Source organism: Mycobacterium sp. TH-M116 (assembly GCF_057473685.1).
Genome location: NZ_JBYCLC010000156.1, coordinates 1 through 22,033, shown reverse-complemented (window position 1 = coordinate 22,033; position 22,033 = coordinate 1). Strand labels below are relative to the sequence as shown.

The 22,033-nt window shown below is 67.4% G+C and carries 17 protein-coding genes; 12 read left to right on the top strand and 5 right to left on the bottom strand.

Annotation, left to right across the window (positions count from 1 at the left end; translation table 11 throughout):
• Positions 1-2: 2 nt before the first annotated feature.
• From AC2VOK_RS07755 to AC2VOK_RS07745, 3 genes are read left to right on the top strand one after another with little or no spacing between them, the layout of a single operon-like run.
• The gene (locus AC2VOK_RS07755; protein ID WP_428899971.1) at positions 3-827 is read left to right on the top strand and encodes a carbohydrate ABC transporter permease; all 825 of its coding nucleotides are present in this window, start codon (positions 3-5) and stop codon (positions 825-827) included.
• 4 nt (positions 828-831) lie between these two features.
• Positions 832-2,010 carry an ABC transporter ATP-binding protein gene (locus AC2VOK_RS07750; RefSeq protein WP_428899945.1) on the top strand — a complete coding sequence of 393 codons (1,179 nt, stop codon included), beginning with the start codon at positions 832-834 and terminating at the stop codon, positions 2,008-2,010.
• Positions 2,007-2,627: a suppressor of fused domain protein gene (locus AC2VOK_RS07745; protein WP_428899944.1), complete on the top strand. Its 621-nt coding sequence runs from the start codon at positions 2,007-2,009 to the stop codon at positions 2,625-2,627. The genes AC2VOK_RS07750 and AC2VOK_RS07745 overlap by 4 nt, the downstream gene beginning before the upstream one ends.
• Positions 2,628-2,649: 22 nt before the next feature.
• Here AC2VOK_RS07745 and corA read toward each other — a convergent pair whose 3' ends face one another.
• Complete coding sequence (corA, locus tag AC2VOK_RS07740) at positions 2,650-3,765, bottom strand: magnesium/cobalt transporter CorA (RefSeq protein ID WP_428899943.1); 1,116 nt, start codon at positions 3,763-3,765, stop codon at positions 2,650-2,652.
• Between the two features lie 213 nt (positions 3,766-3,978).
• On the opposite strand from corA, the gene AC2VOK_RS07735 reads away from it, so the two are divergent.
• The 3 genes from AC2VOK_RS07735 to AC2VOK_RS07725 are packed head-to-tail and all read left to right on the top strand — an operon-like array spanning position 3,979 to position 7,160.
• Complete coding sequence (locus AC2VOK_RS07735; RefSeq protein ID WP_428899942.1) at positions 3,979-4,968, top strand: malate dehydrogenase; 990 nt, start codon at positions 3,979-3,981, stop codon at positions 4,966-4,968.
• A gap of 57 nt (positions 4,969-5,025) precedes the next feature.
• Positions 5,026-6,207 (top strand): NAD(P)-dependent malic enzyme, encoded by a 1,182-nt coding sequence (locus tag AC2VOK_RS07730; RefSeq protein WP_428899941.1) that lies wholly within the window; start codon positions 5,026-5,028, stop codon positions 6,205-6,207.
• On the top strand, positions 6,204-7,160 hold the full coding sequence (locus AC2VOK_RS07725) for a type 2 periplasmic-binding domain-containing protein (RefSeq protein WP_428899940.1): 957 nt from the start codon (positions 6,204-6,206) through the stop codon (positions 7,158-7,160). Before AC2VOK_RS07730 ends, AC2VOK_RS07725 begins: the two co-directional genes overlap by 4 nt.
• Positions 7,161-7,271: 111 nt before the next feature.
• Here AC2VOK_RS07725 and AC2VOK_RS07720 read toward each other — a convergent pair whose 3' ends face one another.
• On the bottom strand, positions 7,272-8,102 hold the full coding sequence (locus AC2VOK_RS07720; RefSeq protein WP_428899970.1) for an SDR family NAD(P)-dependent oxidoreductase: 831 nt from the start codon (positions 8,100-8,102) through the stop codon (positions 7,272-7,274).
• Between the two features lie 236 nt (positions 8,103-8,338).
• Between AC2VOK_RS07720 and AC2VOK_RS07715 the strand changes: the two genes are divergently transcribed.
• Positions 8,339-9,547 carry a class I SAM-dependent methyltransferase gene (locus tag AC2VOK_RS07715; RefSeq protein ID WP_428899969.1) on the top strand — a complete coding sequence of 403 codons (1,209 nt, stop codon included), beginning with the start codon at positions 8,339-8,341 and terminating at the stop codon, positions 9,545-9,547.
• 90 nt (positions 9,548-9,637) lie between these two features.
• Here AC2VOK_RS07715 and AC2VOK_RS07710 read toward each other — a convergent pair whose 3' ends face one another.
• A complete protein-coding gene (locus AC2VOK_RS07710; protein WP_428899939.1) occupies positions 9,638-13,321 on the bottom strand; it encodes a multifunctional oxoglutarate decarboxylase/oxoglutarate dehydrogenase thiamine pyrophosphate-binding subunit/dihydrolipoyllysine-residue succinyltransferase subunit in 3,684 nt (1,227 codons plus the stop codon).
• A gap of 198 nt (positions 13,322-13,519) precedes the next feature.
• Complete coding sequence (locus AC2VOK_RS07705; protein ID WP_428899938.1) at positions 13,520-14,308, bottom strand: hypothetical protein; 789 nt, start codon at positions 14,306-14,308, stop codon at positions 13,520-13,522.
• A 235-nt stretch (positions 14,309-14,543) separates the two neighbouring features.
• Between AC2VOK_RS07705 and AC2VOK_RS07700 the strand changes: the two genes are divergently transcribed.
• Both AC2VOK_RS07700 and AC2VOK_RS07695 read left to right on the top strand, forming a co-directional pair.
• Positions 14,544-16,484, top strand: coding sequence for an MFS transporter (locus tag AC2VOK_RS07700; RefSeq protein WP_428899937.1), 1,941 nt, complete (start codon positions 14,544-14,546; stop codon positions 16,482-16,484).
• An 85-nt stretch (positions 16,485-16,569) separates the two neighbouring features.
• The gene (locus AC2VOK_RS07695; protein WP_428899936.1) at positions 16,570-16,929 is read left to right on the top strand and encodes a hypothetical protein; all 360 of its coding nucleotides are present in this window, start codon (positions 16,570-16,572) and stop codon (positions 16,927-16,929) included.
• Positions 16,930-17,013: 84 nt separating this feature from the next.
• On the opposite strand, the gene AC2VOK_RS07690 is transcribed toward AC2VOK_RS07695, so the two are convergent.
• Positions 17,014-17,619, bottom strand: coding sequence for an LppP/LprE family lipoprotein (locus AC2VOK_RS07690; protein WP_428899968.1), 606 nt, complete (start codon positions 17,617-17,619; stop codon positions 17,014-17,016).
• A gap of 124 nt (positions 17,620-17,743) precedes the next feature.
• Between AC2VOK_RS07690 and AC2VOK_RS07685 the strand changes: the two genes are divergently transcribed.
• The 3 genes from AC2VOK_RS07685 to AC2VOK_RS07675 form a co-directional block, all read left to right on the top strand.
• The gene (locus tag AC2VOK_RS07685) at positions 17,744-19,444 is read left to right on the top strand and encodes a DEAD/DEAH box helicase (protein WP_428899935.1); all 1,701 of its coding nucleotides are present in this window, start codon (positions 17,744-17,746) and stop codon (positions 19,442-19,444) included.
• Complete coding sequence (locus tag AC2VOK_RS07680) at positions 19,441-20,577, top strand: acyltransferase family protein (RefSeq protein WP_428899934.1); 1,137 nt, start codon at positions 19,441-19,443, stop codon at positions 20,575-20,577. The genes AC2VOK_RS07685 and AC2VOK_RS07680 overlap by 4 nt, the downstream gene beginning before the upstream one ends.
• Positions 20,578-20,978: 401 nt before the next feature.
• A partial coding sequence (locus AC2VOK_RS07675) for a PE domain-containing protein (protein ID WP_428899933.1) occupies positions 20,979-22,033 on the top strand: 1,055 nt, incomplete at its 3' end.

The window sequence follows — 22,033 nt, the reverse complement described above, 5'->3', positions numbered from 1 at the left end:
GGATGGACGCGCGGCGAACGACGCTCTGGGTCGTGGTCGACGCCGTGGTGGTGGTCTATGCGCTCGTTCCGGTCCTGTGGATCGGCAGCCTGTCGCTGAAGTCCACGTCAACAATCAAGGACGGCAAGTTGATTCCGTCATCGCTGACCTTGGACAACTACCGCGGAATCTTCCGGGGCGACTTCTTCTCCTCGGCGCTGGTCAATTCCCTCGGAATCGGGTTGATCACCACGCTGATCGCGGTGCTGCTGGGCGCGATGGCGGCCTATGCGATTGCCCGGCTCACCTTTGCGGGCAAGCGCCTGTTCGTCGGCGCCACCCTGCTGGTCACCATGTTCCCGGCGATCTCGCTGGTCACTCCATTGTTCAACATCGAGCGCTTCGTCGGCCTGTTCGACACCTGGCCGGGGCTGATCCTGCCGTACATCACGTTCGCGTTGCCGCTTGCCATTTACATCTTGTCGGCGTTCTTCCGGGAGATCCCATGGGACCTGGAGAAGGCCGCCACGATGGACGGCGCGACGCCGGTGCAGGCGTTCGTGAAGGTGATCGTCCCGCTGGCGGCGCCCGGACTGGTGACCGCCGCGATCCTGGTGTTCATCTTCGCCTGGAACGACCTGCTGCTCGCATTGTCCCTGACCGCGACCAAGGCGGCCATCACCGCACCTGTGGCGATCGTGAACTTCTCGGGCAGTTCGCAATTCGAGGAGCCAACCGGGTCGATCGCAGCCGGCGCCATCGTGATCACCGTCCCGGTCGTCGTCTTTGTTTTAATCTTCCAGAGGCGAATTGTCGCCGGGTTGACTTCCGGCGCCGTGAAGGGATGACTCGATGGCCGAGATCGTGCTCGAGCACGTCAGCAAGAGCTACCCCGACGGCGCGAGCGCGGTGCGCGACCTGAGCATCACGATCGCCGACGGCGAATTCCTTATCCTGGTGGGCCCGTCCGGATGTGGTAAGACCACGACGCTGAACATGATTGCCGGGCTTGAGGACATCTCGGCGGGAGAGCTACGCATCGGTGGCCGGCGGATGAACGAGAAGGCGCCCAAGGACCGCGACATCGCAATGGTGTTCCAGTCTTACGCCCTTTACCCGCACATGACCGTGCGCCAGAACATCGCGTTCCCGTTGACTCTGGCGAAGATGAAGAAGAACGAGATCGCCCAGAAGGTCGAGGAGACGGCCAAAACCCTTGATCTGACCGATTTTCTGGACCGTAAACCCGCTCAACTTTCGGGTGGGCAGCGCCAGCGGGTCGCGATGGGTCGCGCGATCGTGCGTCAGCCCAAAGCATTTTTGATGGACGAGCCGCTGTCCAATCTGGATGCCAAGCTGCGGGTGCAGATGCGCGGGGAGATCGCTCGGCTGCAGAAGCGGCTGGGCACCACCACCGTCTACGTCACCCACGACCAGACCGAGGCCATGACCCTCGGTGACCGGGTGGTGGTCATGCACGACGGTGTCGCCCAGCAGATCGGTGCGCCCGACGAACTCTACGAGCGCCCCGCCAACCTGTTCGTCGCGGGGTTCATCGGCTCTCCGGCGATGAATTTCTTTCCCGCCAAGCTGACGGCGTTCGGGCTGATGCTGCCCTTCGGCGAGGTGCCGCTCACCCCGGAGGTGCTGCAGGTGATCGCGCAGCACCCCCAGCCGGAGAGCGTCATCGTCGGCGTGCGGCCCGAGCATCTGACCGACGCCGCGTTGATCGACGGCTATCAGCGCATCAGGGCGCTGACCTTCGAGGTGAAGGCCGACCTGGTCGAGTCGCTGGGCGCCGACAAGTACGTGTATTTCAGCGCGGCGGGTTGTGCCGTGCACTCCCTCCAGTTGGAGGAGTTGGCCCAGGACACGGATTGGCACGAGAACCAGTTCGTGGCGCGGGTTCCTGTCGAGTCCAAGGCGCACATCGGGCAGTCGGTCGAGCTGGCCTTGGACACCGCGAAACTCGCCGTGTTCGACGCCGGCTCCGGGGCCAACCTCACCGTTGCGCCCGCCGGTGGGCAGTGACAGAAATCCTGGACCGGGTGCGTGCGCACCTGCGTGCCCACCTGCGTGCTCACTCCGCCGGCTTGTCGATGGGTGGGGAGCCCGACGCGGCGCGCGTGACATTTCTGGGGACCGAACCCATGGAGGTGCTGCGATTTCGCGACCCGGCAAGCGGATTGGTGCGTTACGTGTCGCTGGGATGCTCGCGGCACCCCATGGTCGACCCGGCGCAGCTCGTCGCCGACCCGGTGCGGGGCCCGCGCGCCGAGGTGGTGCTGTGCCTGCGCGATCCCGGTCCGGTCACCGGCATCGCCCGCAGCCTGGCGATACTGGCGGCCGCCCCGGCCGTCGAGGGGGTGGTGCTTGCGCCCGACGCGTTGATCGACCTGGGCTCGCCGCTCTGGGCCCGGCCGTCGGGGAGCTCGCCTTGCACCGCGGCGTTGTTGGGCCCCAGCGACATTCCGGAACTGGTGCTGGAATCGCCCCGGGATCCGGTGTACTTCCTGTCGGCGACGCCGATCACCGCGACCGAGGCGGCCTGGGTGCGGCTCAAGGGCGCAGACGCCATGCGGCAGGCGTGGCACAGCGACGGCGTGGACGTGCTGGATCCGAATCGTCCTGCGGCGCAACCCGGTTGAGCGGGGTGCCGGAACCGCCGGGTTAGAGCCAGTCGCGCTTGCGGAAGCTGCGGTACAACAGGAAGCAGACGACGAACATCGCGCTGAGCACCGCGGGGTAGCCCCACTCCGCGTGCAGCTCGGGCATGTCGGCGAAGTTCATTCCGTAGATCCCGGCGACCATGGTGGGCACCGCGAGAATGCCCGCAATGGCCGAGATCTTGCGCATGTCGCTGTTCTGTTGCATCCCCACGCGGGCCAGCGCCGCCTGCACCAGCGAGTTGAGCATGTCGTCGTAGCTACTGATCTGGTCGGCGGCCTCGGTCTGGTGGTCGGCGACGTCACGCAGGTAGCGCCGCACCTCCTTGGAGATCAGGTCTTTGTTCTCGGCCTGCATCCGCGAGAACGCGGTGGACAGCGGGCTCACGCACCGGCGCAGCTCGACGACCTCGCGCTTGAGCAGGTAGATCGGCTCGACGTCCAGCGTGCGGCCCGGCGAGAATGCCACTTCTTCGATGGCGTCGATGTCGGATTCCATCAGATGGGTCACCGCCAGGTAGTGATCCACCACGTAGTCGGCGATGGCGTGCATCACCGCGTAGGGCCCCAGCCGCAGATGGTCGGGATCGGCATCCATCCGCGTGCGCACGTCGGCCAATCCGCTGTGCTCACCGTGGCGGACCGTGACCACGAACTGCTTGCCCACGAAGATCATGATCTCGCCGGTCTCGACGATCTGCCGGGCCAGCGCGACCGACTCGTGCGGCACGTAATTCACCGTCTTCAGCACGAGGAACAGCGTCTCGTCGTAGCGCTCGAGCTTGGGGCGCTGGTGGGCATGCACCGCGTCCTCGACCGCCAGCGGGTGCAGGCCGAACACGTCGGCCACCTCCTGCATGTGCTCGACGTCGGGCTCGTGCAACCCGATCCAGACGAAGGCTCCCGGGGCCTCGGGGTTCATCGGTTCGATCCCGCGCACCTTGTCCAGCGCGTCGGCGTAACCGTATTTGCCGGGCAGCCGATTGCCGTCGACGTAGACGCCGCAGTCGATCAGGGCGCCGGCGGCGGTGTCGGGTTCGGGGTGCACGTGATGCTGGTAAACGCGGGGCCGCGCGATCGGCCGCAAAGCTTCGGGTAGCGCTTCGAATCCTTGGAACACGTCCACCTCCGATCGCAGCGCAGGTCTGACCGGCGGTGCTCCATGCTACGCGCGTCCTGCCTCGTCAGCGCGACGACGCGGGTGCGGAAGTTTTGCGCTCGGCCGGATGCGATAGTTTCGACGCCGAACCCGAATCTCTCCAACCCCGAATCTCTGCAACATCTCTCCAACCCTGAATCTCTGCAACATCTCTCCAACGAGGAGCCAACCGACGTGAGCGCAAGTCCTCTCAAGGTCGCCGTCACCGGCGCCGCCGGCCAGATCTGCTACAGCCTGTTGTTCCGCCTGGCCAGCGGCTCGCTGCTGGGGCCCGACCGGCCCATCGAGCTGCGTCTGCTCGAGATCGAGCCGGCACTCAAGGCGCTCGAGGGTGTCGTCATGGAGCTCGACGACTGTGCGTTCCCGCTGCTGGCGGGGATCGAAACCGGTTCGGACGCCAACAAGATCTTCGACGGCGCGAACCTGGCACTGCTGGTCGGCGCGCGCCCGCGTGGGCCGGGCATGGAGCGCAGTGACCTGCTCGAGGCCAACGGGGCGATCTTCACCGCCCAGGGCAAGGCGCTGAACTCCGTCGCCGCGGACGACATCCGCGTGCTGACCACCGGCAACCCGGCCAACACCAACGGGCTGATCGCGATGAGCAACGCCCCGGACATCCCGCGCGAGAGGTTCACCGCGCTGACCCGCCTGGACCACAACCGGGCGCTCACCCAGCTGGCCACCAAGGCCGGCGTCGCGGTCACCGACATCAAGAAGATGACGATCTGGGGCAACCACTCGGCCACCCAGTACCCCGACCTGTTCCACGCCGAGATCAACGGCAAGAACGCGGCCGCGGTGGTCAACGACCAGGCCTGGATCGAGAACGACTTCATCCCGACCGTCGCCAAGCGTGGCGCGGCCGTCATCGACGCGCGCGGTGCCTCGTCGGCCGCCTCGGCCGCCTCGGCCACCGTCGACGCCGCCCGGGACTGGCTGCTGGGTTCGCCCGAGGGCGACTGGGTATCGATGTCGGTCGTCTCCGATGGCTCCTACGGTGTGCCGGAGGGCCTCATGTCGTCCTTCCCCGTGACCACCAAGGACGGCAACTGGAAGATCGTCTCCGGGCTCGAGATCGACGACTTCTCCCGCGCCCGCATCGACAAGACGACCGCGGAACTCGCCGACGAGCGCACAGCGGTCACCGAGCTGGGCTTGATCTGAGGCCGGTGACCGAGGCGCAGATTAGGTCTACTAATCGGTAATCAGTACCCTGAGCCCGTGCCGGAAAACGAGCATTCCCCGCTCGTCATCAACGACGAGGAGATCTTCCACGCGCACGTGGGCGGAAAGCTTTCCGTCGCGCTGAACGCCCCGCTGGACACCCAGCGCGCCCTGTCGATCGCCTACACCCCGGGGGTGGCGCAGGTGAGCCGGGCGATCGCGACCGACCACACGCTGGCCGCGCGCTACACCTGGGCGAACCGACTCGTCGCGGTGGTCAGCGACGGTAGCGCGGTGCTCGGCCTGGGTGACATCGGGCCGGCGGCGTCGCTGCCGGTCATGGAGGGCAAATGCGCCCTGTTCCGGGCGTACGGCGGGCTCAACGCCATCCCTGTCGTGCTGGACACCAAAGACCCCGACGCGATCGTCGAGACGTTGCTGCGGCTGCGGCCGACGTTCGGCGCGGTCAACCTGGAAGACATCTCCGCGCCCCGCTGTTTCGACATCGAACGGCGACTCGTCGAGGCGCTGGACTGCCCGGTGATGCACGACGACCAGCACGGCACCGCGATCGTCGTGCTGGCCGCCCTGATGGGCGCCACCAAGCTGCTCGGCCGCGACATGTCCTCGCTGCGAGTAGTGGTCTCCGGGGCCGGCGCCGCGGGTGTCGCCTGCACGAACCTGCTCCTGGCGATGGGCGTGTCGGACATCACCGTGCTGGACTCGCGCGGCATCCTGCACACGGGGCGCGACGACATGAACAGCGTCAAGGTCGGCTTGGCTGGGCGCACCAACCCCGGTGGCCTGACCGGCGGCATGGTCGAAGCCCTCGCCGGCGCGGACATGTTCCTCGGGGTGTCGGGTGGTCTCGTCCCCGAGGAGCTGATCGCCACGATGGCGCCCGACGGGATCGTGTTCGCGCTGTCCAACCCCGACCCGGAGATCCATCCCGCCGTCGCGGCCCGGCATGCGGCGGTGGTGGCCACCGGGCGCAGCGACTTCCCCAACCAGATCAACAACGTGCTGGCCTTTCCCGGGGTGTTCCGCGGTGCGCTGGACGCGAAGGCCGACCGGATCACCGAGAAGATGATGGTCGCCGCGGCCGAGGCGATCTTCTCCGTGGTCAGTGACGACCTGGCCGTAGATCGGATCGTGCCGAGTCCCCTGGACCTGCGCGTCGGGGAAGCCGTGGCCACGGCGGTGGCCATCGCCGCGGACACCGCAACCCGCACGGGGTGAGTGTCGGCAGGCTGGCGGCCCCGCGGCTCGCCGCCGTGCTGATCGCCGCCGTGCTGCTCGTCGCCGGCTGCGGGGGTGACGACCACCGCGCCGCTCCCGTGTTCGTCGGATCCCGCCCCGATTCGGAGTCGACGCTGTTGGCCGCCCTCTACGTGGCGGCGCTGCGGTCCTACGGCTTCGCGGCGCAGGCGGCCCAGACCACCGCCGACCCGATGGCGCAACTGGACTCCGGCGCGTTCACCGTCGTCCCCGCGTTCACCGGCGCGACGCTGCAGGCTCTGCAACCGGGCACCTCGGTGCTCTCCGACAAGCAGGTCTACCGGGCCATGGTCGCCGCGCTGCCCGAGGGCATCGCCGCGGGTGACTACACGACGGCCGCCGACGACAAACCCGTCGTGCTGGTCACCAAGCCGACCGCCGTGGCGTGGGTGGGCGGCGGCAGCAGCAGTGCCGCCGGTGCCGACCTGAGCGCGCTGCCCAAGCACTGCGACGGTCTGGTCCTGGGGGCCGTCTCCGGGTTGCGAACGCCGCCGTCGGTCGGCTCGTGCACACTCCCAGCCCCGCGTCAATTCCCCGACCAGGCGTCGATGTTCGCCGCGCTGCGAGCCGGGCAGCTGACGGCGGCGTGGGCGACCACCGCCGATCCGGGCATCCCCCCCGACCTGGTCGCACTGGTCGACCGTAAGCCCGCGCTGATCCGCGCGGAGAACATCGTGCCGCTGTACCGCCGCAACGCCCTGAGCGAGCGCGCGTTGCTGGCGATCAACGAGGTGGCGGGCGTGCTCGACACCGCGGCGCTCGCGGCGATGCGCCGCCAGTTGATGGTGGCCGGCGGTGGCGGCGGTGGCGGTGGCGGCGGTGGCGGTGGCGGTGGCGGCGGTGGTGGCGGTGGTGGTGCCGATCCGCAGACCGTGGCCGACGCGTGGCTGGCCGAACACCCGTTGGGCCGCTAGGGGTCGCGTCGTGTCGTCGGGCCCGCCTGGACGGCTTCGAGACTGCGCCCAAGGCCTGATTTCGCTTACCGCGGCGCGCTCAGCGCAGTCTCGGTGCCGTCGATCGACGCGTCAGTGCGCGGGGGGCAGCATCCGGCGCATCAGCGGGCTGAACAGCCGCTGGTAGCCAGACCCGGTCAGCCGTACCAGGATGTCGAGAATCTGGGCGTCGCCGCCGACGAGCACCCGAGCCTTGTTCTTGCGCACCGCGTCGAGGATGACCTCGGCGGCACGCTGCGGGCTGGTCCGTGCCAACCGCGTGTCGAACGCCTTGGCCAGTTCGTCGCGGTCGACCCCCTCGGCGGCGGTGGCGTTGCGCGCGATCGCGGTCTTGATGCCGCCTGGATGCACCGTGGTCACGCCCACCGGGTGACCGGCCAGGATCATCTCCTGGCGCAGCGCCTCGGTGAAGCCGCGGACGGCGAACTTGGCCGAGTTGTAGGCGGCCTGCCCCGGCACCGAGAACAGCCCGAACACGCTCGAGATGTTGATGACGTGCCCGTCGCCGGAGGCGATCAGGTACGGGAGGAACGCCTTGGTGCCGTTGACGACGCCCCAGAAGTCGACGTCCATCACCTTCTCGATGTCCTTGAACTGGCTGACCTCGATGTCGCCGGTAAACGCGATGCCCGCGTTGTTGTAGATCTGGTTCACTGTGCCGAAGTGCTCGGCGACGGCGTGGGCGTAGGCCAGAAACGCCTCGCGCTCGGTCACGTCGAGCCGATCGGACTTCACCACGGCCCCGAGCGCCGTGACCTGCTGCTCGGTATCCGCCAGTCCTTCCATGTCGACGTCGCTGATCGCCAGCTTGGCGCCCGAGCGGGCCAGTTCGATGGCCAGCGCCTGACCGATACCCGAGCCCGCGCCGGTGACCACGGCGACTTTCCCGGCGAAACCCTGCATGAACATGCTCCTCCTTGTCGGTCGGCCTTGTCGGTCGGCTCTCACCGAGACTAGCCGGTACTGCCGGTACCGGCTCGGTCAGGTTGCGGGTGTGTGGAACTGCAGGTGCGGGGAGAGCCTGGTCACATCGCCACCGTGAGCGACGTAGTCTGACAGACTCAGGCAGTCTCCCGGCGATCCTCGATCGACGGGCCCAAGGAGCCAGGACGGAAATGGACGATGGAGCCAGGACGGAAATGAACGACGATCCACGCGCGGATGTTGTCAACCGCCAGTACGAGCGGTGGCGGTACCCGCAACCCATCAACGACCTCGAAGTGTGGCTCGACGGTAACTGGGAGTGGTTCGATCCGGTCCACGCCCACCGGGTTTTATGGCCGGATCGGCAGTACAAGACGGATCTCGACATCTTGATCGCCGGCTGCGGAACCAATCAGGCTGCGGTTTTCGCCTATTCGAACCCCACCGCACGAGTGGTGGCCATCGACATCAGCCAGCCGTCACTGGACCATGTTCACTATCTCAAGGACAAGCACGGTCTGTGGAACCTCGAGCCCAAGCGGCTCCCGATCGAAGAGGTCTCGAGCCTGGGGCTCGAATTCGACCTGATCGTGTCGACCGGAGTGTTGCACCACCTTGCGGATCCGGCGGCAGGTATGCAGGCGCTCGGCGGCTGTCTGCGTCCAGACGGCGCCTTGGCCGTCATGCTGTACGCAAAATACGGCCGTATCGGCGTCGAGTTGTTGGAATCGCTTTTTCGCGACATGGGGCTGTCCCAGGACGAGGCATCGGTCCGCATCATCAAGGACACCATCGCGATGCTGCCGGCCGACCACCCGGTCCAGAGCTATCTTCGGGTAGCGCGTGATCTGCAATCCTCCGACGCCGCCCTGGTGGATACTTTCCTGCACGGTCGCCAGCGCAGCTACACCGTCGAAGAGTGTATTGATCTTGTTGACACGGCAGGCCTGGCGTTTCAGGGATGGTATTTCAATGCGCCGTACTATCCGCACGATTCGGTCGCGCCCACGAGCGATTTCCACCGCGTCGCCAACGAGTTGTCCGAGCGCAAGATCTGGTCCGTCATGGAGCGGATCCAAACTCTGAACGCGTGCCATTTTTTCATGGCCTGCCGCCCGGATCGACCGAAAGAATCCTACGTCGTCGACTTTTCGACGGACGAGTCCTTGGATTACATCCCGGCGATGCGCATGCGCTGCGGCCTGTCCGGCACTGAGATCTACCGGCCGGACTGGAGCATGCCGCTCAACGCGGCACAACTGCCCTTCGTGCAGAACGTCGACGGCCGGCGCACCATCCGACAGATCGCCGAGTCGGTGGCGCAGACGGGATCGCGGCGGGCTGGAGCGGGCGACCCCGAGAATTTCGGACGCAAGCTGTTCCAGTCGCTCTGGCGCCTGGATTTCCTGGCGATGTGCCGATAGCGCGATGTGCCGATAGACCGGCCCGGCGTGCCGGTAGACCGGCCCGGCGTGCCGATAGACCGGCCCGGCGTGCGCTGAGGCCGGGCCGGTCTACCCGAACGCGGTGTCGATGATCTCCTGCTGTTCGACGGCGTGTACTTTCGACGAGCCCGACGACGGCGCGGACATCGCGCGGCGCGAGATGCGCTTGAGCCCGGTCAGTTTGTCGGGCAGCAGCTCCGGCAGCTCCAGGCCGAAGCGCGGCCACGCGCCCTGGTTGGCCGGTTCCTCCTGCACCCAGAAGAACTCGCCGGCGTTCGGGTAGCGCTCCAGCGTCTCGCGGAGCCGGCGCATCGGCAGGGGGGCGAGCTGTTCGATGCGCACGATCGCCACGTCGTCGCGGACGTCCTTGGCCTTGCGCGCCGCCAGCTCGTAGTACAGCTTGCCCGCGGTCAGCAGGATCCTGGTGACGTTGCCGCGATCGCCGACGCCGTCCTCGTAGGTGGGTTCCTCGAGCACCGAGCGGAACTTGATCTCGGTGAAGTCCTTGACGTCGCTGACCGCGGCCTTGTTGCGCAGCATCGACTTGGGCGTGAAGACGATCAGCGGGCGCCGCACCCCGTCGAGGGCGTGGCGGCGCAACAAGTGGAAGTAGTTCGACGGCGTCGAGGGCATCGCGATGGTCATCGAGCCCTCCGCCCACAGCTGCAGGAAGCGCTCGACCCGCCCCGAGGTGTGGTCCGGGCCCTGCCCTTCGTGACCGTGTGGCAGCAGCAGCACCACGTTGGACAACTGCCCCCACTTGGCCTCACCGGAGCTGATGAATTCGTCGATGATCGACTGCGCCCCGTTGACGAAGTCGCCGAACTGCGCCTCCCACAGGACCAGGGCATCCGGGTTGCCGACGGTGTAGCCGTACTCGAAGCCGACCGCCGCATACTCCGACAGCGGCGAGTCGTACACCAGGAACTTCCCGCCGGTGGGGGTGCCGTCGGGGTTGGTCGCCAGCAGCTGTAACGGGGTGAACTCCTCGCCGTTCTTGCGGTCGAAGATCACCGAATGCCGCTGTGAGAACGTGCCGCGCCTGGTGTCCTGCCCGGACAGCCGCACCAGCTTGCCGTCGGCCACCAGCGAACCCAGCGCCAGCAGCTCGCCGAAGGCCCAGTCGACCCGGCCCTCATACGCCATCTCCCGGCGTCTCTCCAGCACGGGTTGCACGCGCGGGTGCGCGGTGAATCCGTCGGGCAGCGCCAGAAACGCGTCGCCGATGCGGGCCAACAGGGCCTTGTCCACCCCGGTGGACAGGCCCTTGGGGATCATCTGATCGGCCTCCACCGACTCGCTGGGCCGTGCGCCGTGCTTTTCCAGCTCGCGCACCTCGGCGAAGACCCGTTCCAGCTGGCCCTGGTAGTCGCGCAGTGCGTCCTCGGCCTCCTTGATCGAGATGTCGCCGCGTCCGATCAAGGCTTCGGTATAGCTTTTGCGCACCCCGCGCTTGATGTCGACGACGTCGTACATGGCCGGGTTGGTCATCGACGGGTCGTCGCCCTCGTTGTGGCCGCGCCGGCGATAACACAGCATGTCGATGACGACGTCCTTGTTGAACCGCTGGCGGAAGTCCACGGCCAGCTTGGCCACCCACACGCAGGCCTCCGGGTCGTCGCCGTTGACGTGGAAGATCGGCGCCCCGATCATCTTGGCGACGTCGGTGCAGTACTCGCTGGAGCGCGAGTACTCCGGCGCGGTGGTGAAGCCGATCTGGTTGTTGACGATGACGTGGATGGTGCCGCCGACGCGATAGCCGGGCAGGTTCGCCATGTTCAGCGTCTCCGCGACCACGCCCTGGCCGGCGAACGCGGCGTCGCCGTGCACCATCAGCGGCACCACGGGGAAGGCGCGGCCTTCGGGGTCGTCGCCGTCGCCGGCGAGCAGGTCCTGCTTGGCCCGCACCAGGCCCTCCAACACCGGGTCCACGGCTTCCAGGTGCGACGGGTTGGCGGTCAGCGACACCGTGATGTCGTTGTCGCCGAACATCTGCAGGTACACGCCGGTGGCGCCGAGGTGATACTTGACGTCCCCGGAGCCGTGCGTCATGGCCGGGTTGAGGTTGCCCTCGAACTCGCTGAAAATCTGCGAGTACGGCTTGCCGACGATGTTGGCCAGCACGTTGAGCCGGCCGCGGTGCGGCATCGCGATGACCACCTCGTCGAGGCCGTGCTCGGCGCACTGGTCGATCGCCGCGTCCATCAGCGGGATCGTGCTTTCGGCGCCCTCCAGCGAGAACCGCTTTTGCCCCACGTATTTGGTCTGCAGGAACGTCTCGAACGCCTCGGCGGCGTTCAGCTTGCTCAGGATGTACTTCTGTTCGGCGACGGTCGGTTTGATGTGTTTGGTCTCGGTCCGCTGTTCGAGCCACTCCTGTTGTTCGGGCTCGAGGATGTGGGTGTACTCCACGCCGATGTGGCGGCAGTAGGCGTCGCGCAGCAGGCCCAGTACGTCGCGCAGCTTCTTGTACTCGGAGCCCGCGAAGCCGTCGACCTTGAACACCCGGTCCAGGTCCCACAGGGTCAGCCCGTGGTTGAGTATCTCGAGGTCGGGGTGGCTGCGGAACCGGCTGCCGTCCAACCGCAGCGGGTCGATGTCGGCCATCAGGTGGCCACGGTTGCGGTAGGCCGCGATCAGCTCCATGACGCGGGCCGTCTTGTCGACGATGGAGTCCGGGTTGTCGGTGCTCCACCGCACCGGGAGGTACGGATTGCCCAGTTCGCGGAAGATCTCGTCCCAGAAGCCGTCCGACAGCAGCATCTCGTGGATGGCACGCAGGAAGTCGCCCGACTCCGCGCCCTGGATGATGCGGTGGTCGTACGTCGAGGTCAGGGTGATCAGTTTGCCGATGCCGAGTTCGGCGATGCGTTCCTGGCTGGCGCCCTGGAATTCGGCGGGGTACTCCATGGCGCCGACGCCGATGATGGCGCCCTGGCCGGCCATCAGCCGGGGCACCGAGTGCACGGTGCCGATCGTGCCGGGGTTGGTCAACGAAATCGTCACGCCGGCAAAGTCTTCGGCGGTCAGCTTGCCGTCGCGGGCCCGGCGGACGATGTCCTCGTAGGCGGTGACGAACTGCGCGAACCGCAGCTCCTCGCAACCCTTGATTCCGGCTACCACGAGAGAGCGTTTGCCGTCCTTGCCCTGCAGGTCGATCGCCAGGCCCAGATTGGTGTGGGCCGGCGTGACGGCATTGGGCTTGCCGTCCACCTCGGCGTAGTGCCGGTTCATGTTCGGGAACTGCTTGATCGCCTGCACCAGCGCGTAGCCCAGCAGGTGGGTGAACGAGATCTTGCCGCCGCGGGTGCGCGTGAGCTGGTTGTTGATGACGATCCGGTTGTCGATGAGCAGCTTGGCCGGCACCGCCCGAACACTGGTCGCCGTCGGCACCTCCAGCGACGCGGACATGTTCTTGACCACGGCCGCGGCGGCGCCGCGCAGCACCTGCACCTGGTCACCGTCGGCCGGGGGGGCGGTGGCGGCCTTGGCCGGTGGTTTGGCGGACGGTGCGGCCGCGTCCGGCGGCGTGTCGGCGGTCTTCGGGACGCTCGGGGGTGCGCCGGCGTTGGGTTCGGGGTTGACGTTGGGTTCGGGGTTGACGTTGGGTTCGGAGTTGACGTTCGGTTCGGGGTTGTAGTCGACGAGGAATTCGTGCCAACTCGGGTCGACCGACGAGGGGTCCTCGCGGAACTTGCGGTACATCTCTTCGACCAGCCATTCGTTCTGCCCGAATGGCGATACGTTGTTCACGGCCGCTTCTCGCCTCAATCCTTGTGTCCTGCAGGAGCCGTGAGTTCCGTCCCACAGCGCCCGTTACGTGTGCGCCCCGGCCGGCGAGGAGCCTCACGGCGCGGGTCCTCACCGTTTCCGCCCCATAAAGGCTAACCTCTCCCCGCCGATTCGCCAGACGGGCCGGATAAGTCCGCCAAACCGGCTAACGACCGGCTTTCAGCCCGTCTCGGAGATCGGCGGCACCACGTGCAGGGTGCGTGGCCAGCGCACCGGCGGCGGGCCGAAAGCCTGGTGGGCGTTGCGGACGATCTTCCTGCCCGCGAGATAGTTGCCAACGGCCCCGACAATGATGCCGATGCCCACCGGCAGCAGCTTGCCGAACACCAAAGCGCTGCGCCGCATCGCGTACCGCTTCACCCACGACTTGAGCAGCCGCGAGTTCAGCCCCGACATCGATGACAGCGGCAGCGCGGCCACGGCCTCGGCGATCCAGCCGCCGCCGGTGCGCGACGGGCCGATCACCGGGGCGATCGCCTGCTTGCTGTTGTCGCCGACCAGCACTGACAGCACCAACGCGCGGCGCCGCTCCCGGTGTTCGGCGGGAATGCCGTATGCCGCCGCCATCGCCAGCACGAAGAAGGCCGTGGCCTCCAGGAACGCGACGGTTTCCGCCGCGGCCGCCGACAGCGCGCTCAGCGTGCCGATGCCGGGGATGGTTGCCGCCGCCCCCACCGCGACTCCGCCGGACGTGACCAGGACCACGTAGCGGCGCTGCAGCTTGGTGACGGCCTCGGCGGGGCTGATCCCCGGGTGGGCGGACCGCAGACGGGAGACATAGGCCTCCGCCGCAGGGCCCTGTATCCGCGCACTCCGCTCGATCACCTGCGCCAGCGCCCGCGCGGACGCTTTCGGCCGACCGTTGATCGGGCGCGGCTGTTGCTCTGCGCCGGACCTGTTCGACAATCGGCCGTAAGACCTTTGAGACCTGTTCCGTCGGGCCCGCATATCGTCTCTCCTGCGAATGGCGTTCATTGCAGGCTAACGCGCCTCGGCGTCCGGCAGGGGATCCGCGGCTGCGTGGTCCGTCACCGCAACCGGGATAATGGCCCCGCACGCGGTGTGGGCACTGGGGGTCGTCCCGATTCGGCCCTGTGCCGGTCCTGTGCCGGTCCTGTGCCGGTCCTGATGATGGGGCAACCACCGTCACGAGTTGAACATCGAGAATTGAACGAGGTGGTAGATGGGCACCGCGACGTCCCTGCCGTCCCGGGGGAACCGGAGTGCGGGGCCCGGTCACGACGCCGTGCCCCGCCGGCCCCGGCGGCTCCCGGGGGAAGCCGGGAGGTCCGGAAATCCCTGGTGGGCGTTGTGGGTGATGATGATCGGCTTCTTCATGATCATGGTCGACTCGACGATCGTCGCGATCGCGAACCCGACCATCATGGCCGACCTGCGCATCGGGTACGACGCCGTGGTGTGGGTGACCAGCGCCTACCTGCTGGGGTATGCGGTGGTGTTGCTGGTGGCGGGGCGGCTCGGTGACCGGTTCGGCCCCAAGAACCTCTATCTGATCGGTCTGATGGTGTTCACGGTCGCCTCGATGTGGTGCGGGCTGGCGGGCAGCGCCGGCATGCTGGTCGCCGCGCGTGTCGTGCAGGGCGTCGGCGCCGGTGTGCTGACCCCGCAGACCCTGTCGACGATCACCCGGATCTTCCCGGCGCAGCGGCGCGGTGTGGCGATCAGCGTGTGGGGCGCCACCGCCGGCGTCGCCAGCCTGGTGGGGCCGCTGGCCGGCGGTCTGCTGGTCGACGGGCTGGGCTGGGAGTGGATCTTCTTCGTCAATGTCCCCATCGGGGTCGTCGGGCTGGGCTTGGCGATATGGCTGGTTCCGGCTCTGCCCACCCAGGTGCACCGGTTCGACCCCGTCGGCGTCGGGTTGTCGGGAGCGGGCATATTCCTCATCGTCTTCGCGTTGCAGCAGGGTCAGGCCGCGCATTGGCAGCCCTGGATCTGGGCGATGCTCGTCGCCGGCGCCGGGTTGGTCTGCGCCTTTGTCTACTGGCAGTCGGTCAACCACCGGGAGCCGCTGGTTCCGCTGGTCATCTTCGCCGACCGGGATTTCGGCCTGTGCGCCGTCGGAGTGGCGATCACCGCCTTCGCGACGACAGGAATGATCTTGCCGGTCACTTTCTACGCCCAGACGGTCTGCGGGCTGTCGCCGGCCCGCTCGGCTTTGCTGATCGCCCCGATGGCGGTCGCGGCAGGCGTGCTCGCGCCGTTCGTGGGCAGGCTCGTCGACCGATACCACCCTCGGCCGCTGCTCGGTTTCGGCTTTTCGATGTTCGCGATCGCGCTGACCTGGCTGTCGTTCGAGATGCGCCCGGAGACGCCGATCTGGCGGCTGGTGTTGCCGTTTGTGGTGTTGGGCGTGGGTAACGCGTTCGTGTGGTCGCCGCTGACCGCCACCGCGACGCGAAACCTGCCGCCGCGCCTGGCCGGTGCGGGCTCCGGGGTCTACAACGCGGTCCGTCAGATCGGCGCGGTACTGGGCAGCGCCGGCATGGCCGCGTTCATGACGTGGCGGATCGGCGCCGAGATGCCGCCGCATGTGGGGACTCCGCAGCGCACCGCGGCGTTACGACTCCCCGCGTTCCTGCGTGACCCGTTCGCGGCTGCGATGGCGCAGTCGATGCTGCTGCCGGCGTTCGTCGCGTTGTTCGGGATCGTCGCGGCGCTGTTCCTGGTCGGGTTCGCGCCCTCGGTGATGCGGCGCGGGGGCAACGCGGCCGACCCGGTTCCCCCTGCGGCCGACGACGACTACGACGACTACGACGACTACGACTACGACGACTACGACGACTACGACGACTACGTCGAGGTGATACTTCGCCCAGACACCGGCGCCGGGGCCGGCGGTGCCCGCACTGGCCGGGAGCGCGCCACCGGGGCGCCGCAGGAGTCGACCGGTCCTCCCAGTCCGGCCTCAGTCGCGCTGGACGGATCGGTGAACAACGGCTTTGACCTGGACGCCGGGCAGGGCCCGCGACCGGCTGCCCGAGTTGCGACGCGGGCCACCGGCGCGGTCTCGCGCGAGAGCGGGGGCGGTCCGCAGGGGCGGCACTATCGCCCGGATCCCGACGGCGGCGCGACCGGAGACGGGCGGCACTGCTCCGGCGGCTAGACCCGGCCGGCGTCGACCGGCCGCGCGGCTTGCCGTTATGCCCCTCGACCGCCGCCAACGGCCGAAAGCACGGTAACTTCGGCATGTGATCACCGGAGCTTTTCTCGCCGAAGCGGCTTCGGTGGTGGACAACAAACTCAGCGTGTCGGGCGGTGTGCTGTCTGGATTCGTGGTCGGGCCTGACCGATTGGCCCGGTTCGTTCTTGTGGTGCTCACGCAGACCGAAACCGATAGCCCCGTCCGGCAAATCGAAGTGGAGATCAGGCCCCCAGCGGGTGTCGAGCCGCTGACCATCGCCTACGAGCTGCCGGATGCCGCGGCCGGCGGCGAAATCGGATTCGCCTATTTCGACGTCGAGGTGCCTCTGCCGATCGATGGCCGTTGGGTGTTGGTGGTGACGGGCGGCTCTGGAGCGATCTCGCTTCCGTTGCAGGTGAGTGGTTGACGCCCGCCCGGGCGTCGGCTGTCCCGGCCGCACTCGTGATCCCCGGCCGTCCCGGGTCCCGGTCGTTGCCCGCTGCCGGCTCGGTCAGCGGCCGGGAGCGTTGCCGATCAGCTCCACGGCGTTGCCGTTCCAGTGGAAACGTACGTCGGTCGCAAGGCCGTTGATGCCGCTCGGATACGTCAGCGCCACCGTGTCGCCGGTGGTCTGCGCCGCGTCGATGCCGTTGAAGCCGTACGTGTCGGGCACGCCCTGCGGGATGAACTGGCCGAGGTGGAACAGCACCGCCCGGGTGGCGGGACGGTCGGTGTTGGTGTTGGCCTGCAGGATCACCGCCGACAGCTGGGCGCACTCGTTGTAGTTGCCGGCCAGCGGTTCGGGGTTCCAGGGCTGCGCGCTGCGTGGGTCGCGAGGCAGTTCCGAGACTGCCTTGGCGATGGCGGGGGAGGCGAGGTTGACCGCGCAGGGGTCGGCCGGGGCCGCGCTGGTGCCCGGCGCGGTGGCCTGCGCGGGTGGGGGCGAGATGGGGGCCGTGATCGACGCGGTCGCGGTGGTCGATCGGCGTTGCGGCGTTTTTGCGACCGTGGAATCCCCCGAACCGCAGCCCGGCAGCGCCAAGACAACGGCGGCGGCGGTCAAGCCTGTCAGCGCGCGGCTGGATAGCAGTCCCACATCGACGCACCGTACCGTCATCGGGCGCGCGGGTGCGTCAGGCATGCCATACCCTGCCGCGGGTGTGGTCGCAGTCACCGGTCGCCGGCGGCCCCGCCGCTCCGGGCATGACCGGGGCCGGTCCGGCCACTAAGCTGCATGGACAATGACCCTCCCCGACAGCCCGACCGAGGCTGCCTCCACCACGTTCGCCGACCTGCAGATCCATCCCGCGGTGGTGCGGGCGGCCGCCGACGTCGGCTACGAGTCCCCGACGGCCATCCAGGCTGCCACGATTCCGGCGCTGCTGGCGGGCTCGGACGTGGTTGGCCTGGCCCAGACCGGCACTGGCAAGACGGCGGCGTTCGCGATGCCGATCCTGTCCAGGATCGACGTGAGCAGCAAAGCGACCCAGGCGCTGGTGCTGGCGCCCACCCGGGAGCTGGCCCTGCAGGTCGCCGAGGCGTTCAGCCGCTACGGGGCGCACCTGCCCGAGGTGAACGTGCTGCCGATCTACGGCGGTTCGTCTTACACCGTGCAGTTGGCCGGGCTGCGTCGCGGCGCGCAGGTGGTGGTCGGCACCCCCGGCCGGGTCATCGACCACCTGGAGCGCGGGACGCTCGATCTCTCGTGCGTCGACTACCTGGTGCTCGACGAGGCCGACGAGATGCTCACCATGGGTTTCGCCGAGGACGTCGAGCGCATCCTGTCCGAAACTCCGGAATACAAGCAGGTGGCCCTGTTCTCGGCGACCATGCCGCCCGCGATCCGCAAGATCACCACCAAATACCTGCACGACCCGTTCGAGGTCACCTCCAAGGCGAAAACGGCTACCGCCGAGAACATCTCGCAGCGCTACATCCAGGTGGCCGGCCCGCGCAAGATGGACGCGCTGACCCGCGTCCTGGAGGTCGAGCCGTTCGAGGCGATGATCGTCTTCGTGCGCACCAAGCAGGCCACCGAGGAGGTCGCCGAAAAGCTTAGGGCGCGTGGGTTTTCCGCGGCCGCCATCAACGGCGATATTCCCCAGGCTCAACGTGAGCGGACCATTGCCGCGCTCAAAGCCGGGAACATCGACATCCTGGTGGCCACCGACGTCGCAGCCCGAGGCCTGGACGTCGAGCGCATCTCCCACGTGCTGAACTACGACATCCCGCATGACACCGAGTCCTACGTGCACCGCATCGGGCGCACCGGGCGGGCCGGGCGCAGCGGAACCGCGGTGCTGTTCGTGTCGCCACGCGAGCGCCACCTGCTCAAAGCCATCGAGAAGGCCACGCGCCAGACGCTCACCGAAGCCGCGCTGCCCAGTGTCGAGGACGTCAACGCGCAGCGGGTGGTGAAGTTCGCCGACTCCATCACCGACGCGCTCGGCGCCCCCGGCCTCGAGTTGTTCCGCCGGCTCGTCGAGGACTACGAACGCGAGCACGACGTCCCGATGGCCGACATCGCGGCGGCGCTGGCGCTGCAGTCCCGCGACGGCGAGGCGTTTTTGATGGCGCCCGAACCCCCGCCCGAGCAGCGCCGCGAGCGCCGCGAGCATGCCGAGAAGCCCCGGCACATGCGGGCCTTCACCACGTACCGCATCGCCGTGGGCAAGCGGCACAAGATCGGCCCCGGCGCGATCGTGGGCGCCATCGCCAACGAGGGCGGTCTGCATCGCAGCGATTTCGGCCACATCTCAATCGGTCCGGACTTCTCGCTGGTGGAACTACCGGCCAAGCTACCCAGAGCGACCTTGAAAAGGCTTGAGCACACCCGCATCTCGGGCGTGCTCATCGACCTGCAACCGGAGCGGTCGTCCGGCAAGCCCCCCGCGAGGACCCCCCACGACGGCGGCAAACCCCGCAGGAAAAACCCCCGATGACCCTGTCCGAGGAGATCGAACAGGGCGGGCTCGAACAGATCGCGCACGTCGACCGGGTCGCCTCGCTGACCGGCATCCGTGCCCTCGCGGCTCTCCTGGTCGTCGGCACCCACGCGGCCTACACCACCGGCAAGTACACCCATGGCTATTGGGGACTGGTCGGCGCCCGGCTGGAGATCGGCGTCCCGATCTTCTTCGTGCTCTCGGGCTTTCTGCTGTTTCGCCCGTGGGTGAAAGCGGCCGCCACCGGCGGTCCGCCGCCCTCGCTGAGCCGCTATGGGCGGCATCGGGTCAGGCGGATCATGCCCGCCTACGTGATCACCGTGGTGTTCGCCTATGTGCTCTACCACTTCCGGGCGGCCGGACCCAACCCCGGGCACAGCTGGCTGGGGCTGGCGCGCAACCTGACGCTGACGCAGATCTACTGCGACGGCTACCTGGGCAAGTACCTGCACCAGGGCCTGACGCAGATGTGGAGCCTGGCGGTGGAAGCGTCCTTCTACGTCGTACTGCCGCTGCTGGCCTACGTGCTGCTGGTGCTGGTCTGCCGCCGACGGTGGCGACCGCGGCTGATGCTGGGCGCGCTGGCGGGGCTGGCGTTGTGCAGCCCGGCGTGGTTGGTCCTGGTGCACACCGACCACGTGTTTCCCGACGGCGCCCGGCTGTGGCTGCCGACGTATCTGGCCTGGTTCCTGGGGGGCATGGCGCTGGCGGTACTGCAGGGGATGGGCGTGCGCGGCTACGCCTTCGTGGCCATACCTTTGGCGATCGTCAGCTACTTCATCGTCTCCACCCCCATCGCGGGCGCGCCGACGACGTCGCCGGCGTCGCTGCGCGAGGCCGTGGTCAAGACGGTGTTCTACGCGGTCATCGCCACGCTGGCGGTGGCGCCGCTGGCCCTGGGTGACCGGGGCTGGTACTGCGGGCTGCTGGCGACCCGGCCGATGGTGTGGCTGGGGGAGATCTCCTACGAGATCTTCCTGATCCACCTGATCACGATGGAATTCGCGATGGTCTACATCGTGCGCGCCCACGTCTACACCGGCTCGATGCTGTATCTGTTCGTCGCGACCCTGGCGCTGACGATCCCGCCGGCGTGGCTGCTGCACCGTTGCACGCGCGTGCGGGAGTAAGCCGCGAGCGCCCGATGACGGGCCGTGCAATTTTTATATCTCAATGCCGACAACTCATTTAGGGCCTTGGCCACGAGTTCGGGTTTGGCGTGCGCCGGTTGGGTGGCCTGCCGACGGCACTTTGCGCCACTCGGTGATGTGCCTGAAATCGGGCAATCGCGGCGCAGCATAGCACCTTTCTCGCCGCCGGTACTGCGTCGTAGGCGGCCAGGATTTCCGGCTTGCTCGCCATCTCGGGGGCTCTCTTTATCTTTATCCCCGTGCTCGGGTCACTGATTGCCGGAGGGCGGGTGCTTCAACCCAGATTGACAGAAAGGGCGCTGAGCCGCCAATGTGGCGTACGTTACTATGTGATTTTTGATTGAGAACTCCTGTATTGCCCACCACGATGGGAGCCGGAAATGTCTTTTATCGTCGCTTCTCCTGATGCTCTGGCCGCAGCGTCCGCCAACCTCACAAACATTGGATCGGTGATCCAGGAAGCACACGCGGCTGCGGCGGGTTCGACCACGCAGATCCTCAACGCGGCCCAAGATGAGATATCCGTGGCGGTCTCGGCGGTGTTCGGTAACTTCGGTCGGGAGTTTGAGGCGCTGGGCGCGCGGGCCGCAGCGTTTCACGGGCAGTTCGTGCAGGCGCTGAACGCGGGGGCATTCACGTACGCGGTTGCGGAGATCGCCAATGCCTCGCCGTTGCAGGCGTTAGCGCAAAACGTTCACGTCAACCTGGGCCTAGGCGACCTTGGCAGCTTCAACGTCGGTGGGGGCAACACCGGTAACTTCAACCTGGGCTCTGGCAACCTCGGCAGCTTCAACTTCGGTGGGGGCAACTACGGTAATCTCAACCTGGGCTTGGGTAATCGCGGCAGCGGAAACTGGGGCTTGGGCAACTTCGGGAACATGAATTTGGGCTTCGGCAACGGAAGCACACTCAACGACATCACCCATCTGCCCACCCCCTCGTCGGGCAACGTTGGCAACGGCAATCTGGGTAACTCCAATCTGGGCAGCGGCAACCTCGGCAGCTTCAACATCGGATTCGCCAATAGCGGGAACAGCAACGTCGGCTTGGGTAACCTCGGCAGCTTCAACATCGGGTACGGCAACGTTGGAAGCCACGACTTCGGGTTCGGCGACCTTGGCAGCCACGACATTGGTATCGGGCTGACCGGTAGCAATCAGATCGGCATCGGCGGGCTGAACTTTGGCAGCGGAAACGTCGGCCTTGGGAACTCCGGGAGCTTCAACTGGGGTCTGTCCAACACTGGTGACTACAACATCGGTCTAGCCAATACGGGAAACCACGACATCGGTATCGGGCTCACCGGTAACAACCAGATGGGTTTCGGCGGCTGGAATTCCGGCACCGGCAACACAGGCCTGTTCAACTCCGGCACCGGCAACACCGGCTTCTTCAACTCGGGGAACTCCGCGTTCGGCGGCGGCGTAAACACGGG

Excerpts from the sequence above, each read along its gene's own strand:
- AC2VOK_RS07720 (WP_428899970.1), bottom strand. The coding sequence starts at position 8,102 with ATGCAGGGTTTCGCCGGGAAAGTCGCCGTGGTCACCGGCGCGGGCTCG.
- AC2VOK_RS07715 (WP_428899969.1), top strand. The coding sequence starts at position 8,339 with ATGAACGACGATCCACGCGCGGATGTTGTCAACCGCCAGTACGAGCGG.
- AC2VOK_RS07705 (WP_428899938.1), bottom strand. The coding sequence starts at position 14,308 with ATGCGGGCCCGACGGAACAGGTCTCAAAGGTCTTACGGCCGATTGTCG.
- AC2VOK_RS07690 (WP_428899968.1), bottom strand. The coding sequence starts at position 17,619 with ATGACGGTACGGTGCGTCGATGTGGGACTGCTATCCAGCCGCGCGCTG.
- AC2VOK_RS07700 (WP_428899937.1), top strand. The coding sequence starts at position 14,544 with ATGGGCACCGCGACGTCCCTGCCGTCCCGGGGGAACCGGAGTGCGGGG.
- AC2VOK_RS07685 (WP_428899935.1), top strand. The coding sequence starts at position 17,744 with ATGACCCTCCCCGACAGCCCGACCGAGGCTGCCTCCACCACGTTCGCC.
- AC2VOK_RS07680 (WP_428899934.1), top strand. The coding sequence starts at position 19,441 with ATGACCCTGTCCGAGGAGATCGAACAGGGCGGGCTCGAACAGATCGCG.
- AC2VOK_RS07750 (WP_428899945.1), top strand. The coding sequence starts at position 832 with ATGGCCGAGATCGTGCTCGAGCACGTCAGCAAGAGCTACCCCGACGGC.
- AC2VOK_RS07755 (WP_428899971.1), top strand. The coding sequence starts at position 3 with ATGGACGCGCGGCGAACGACGCTCTGGGTCGTGGTCGACGCCGTGGTG.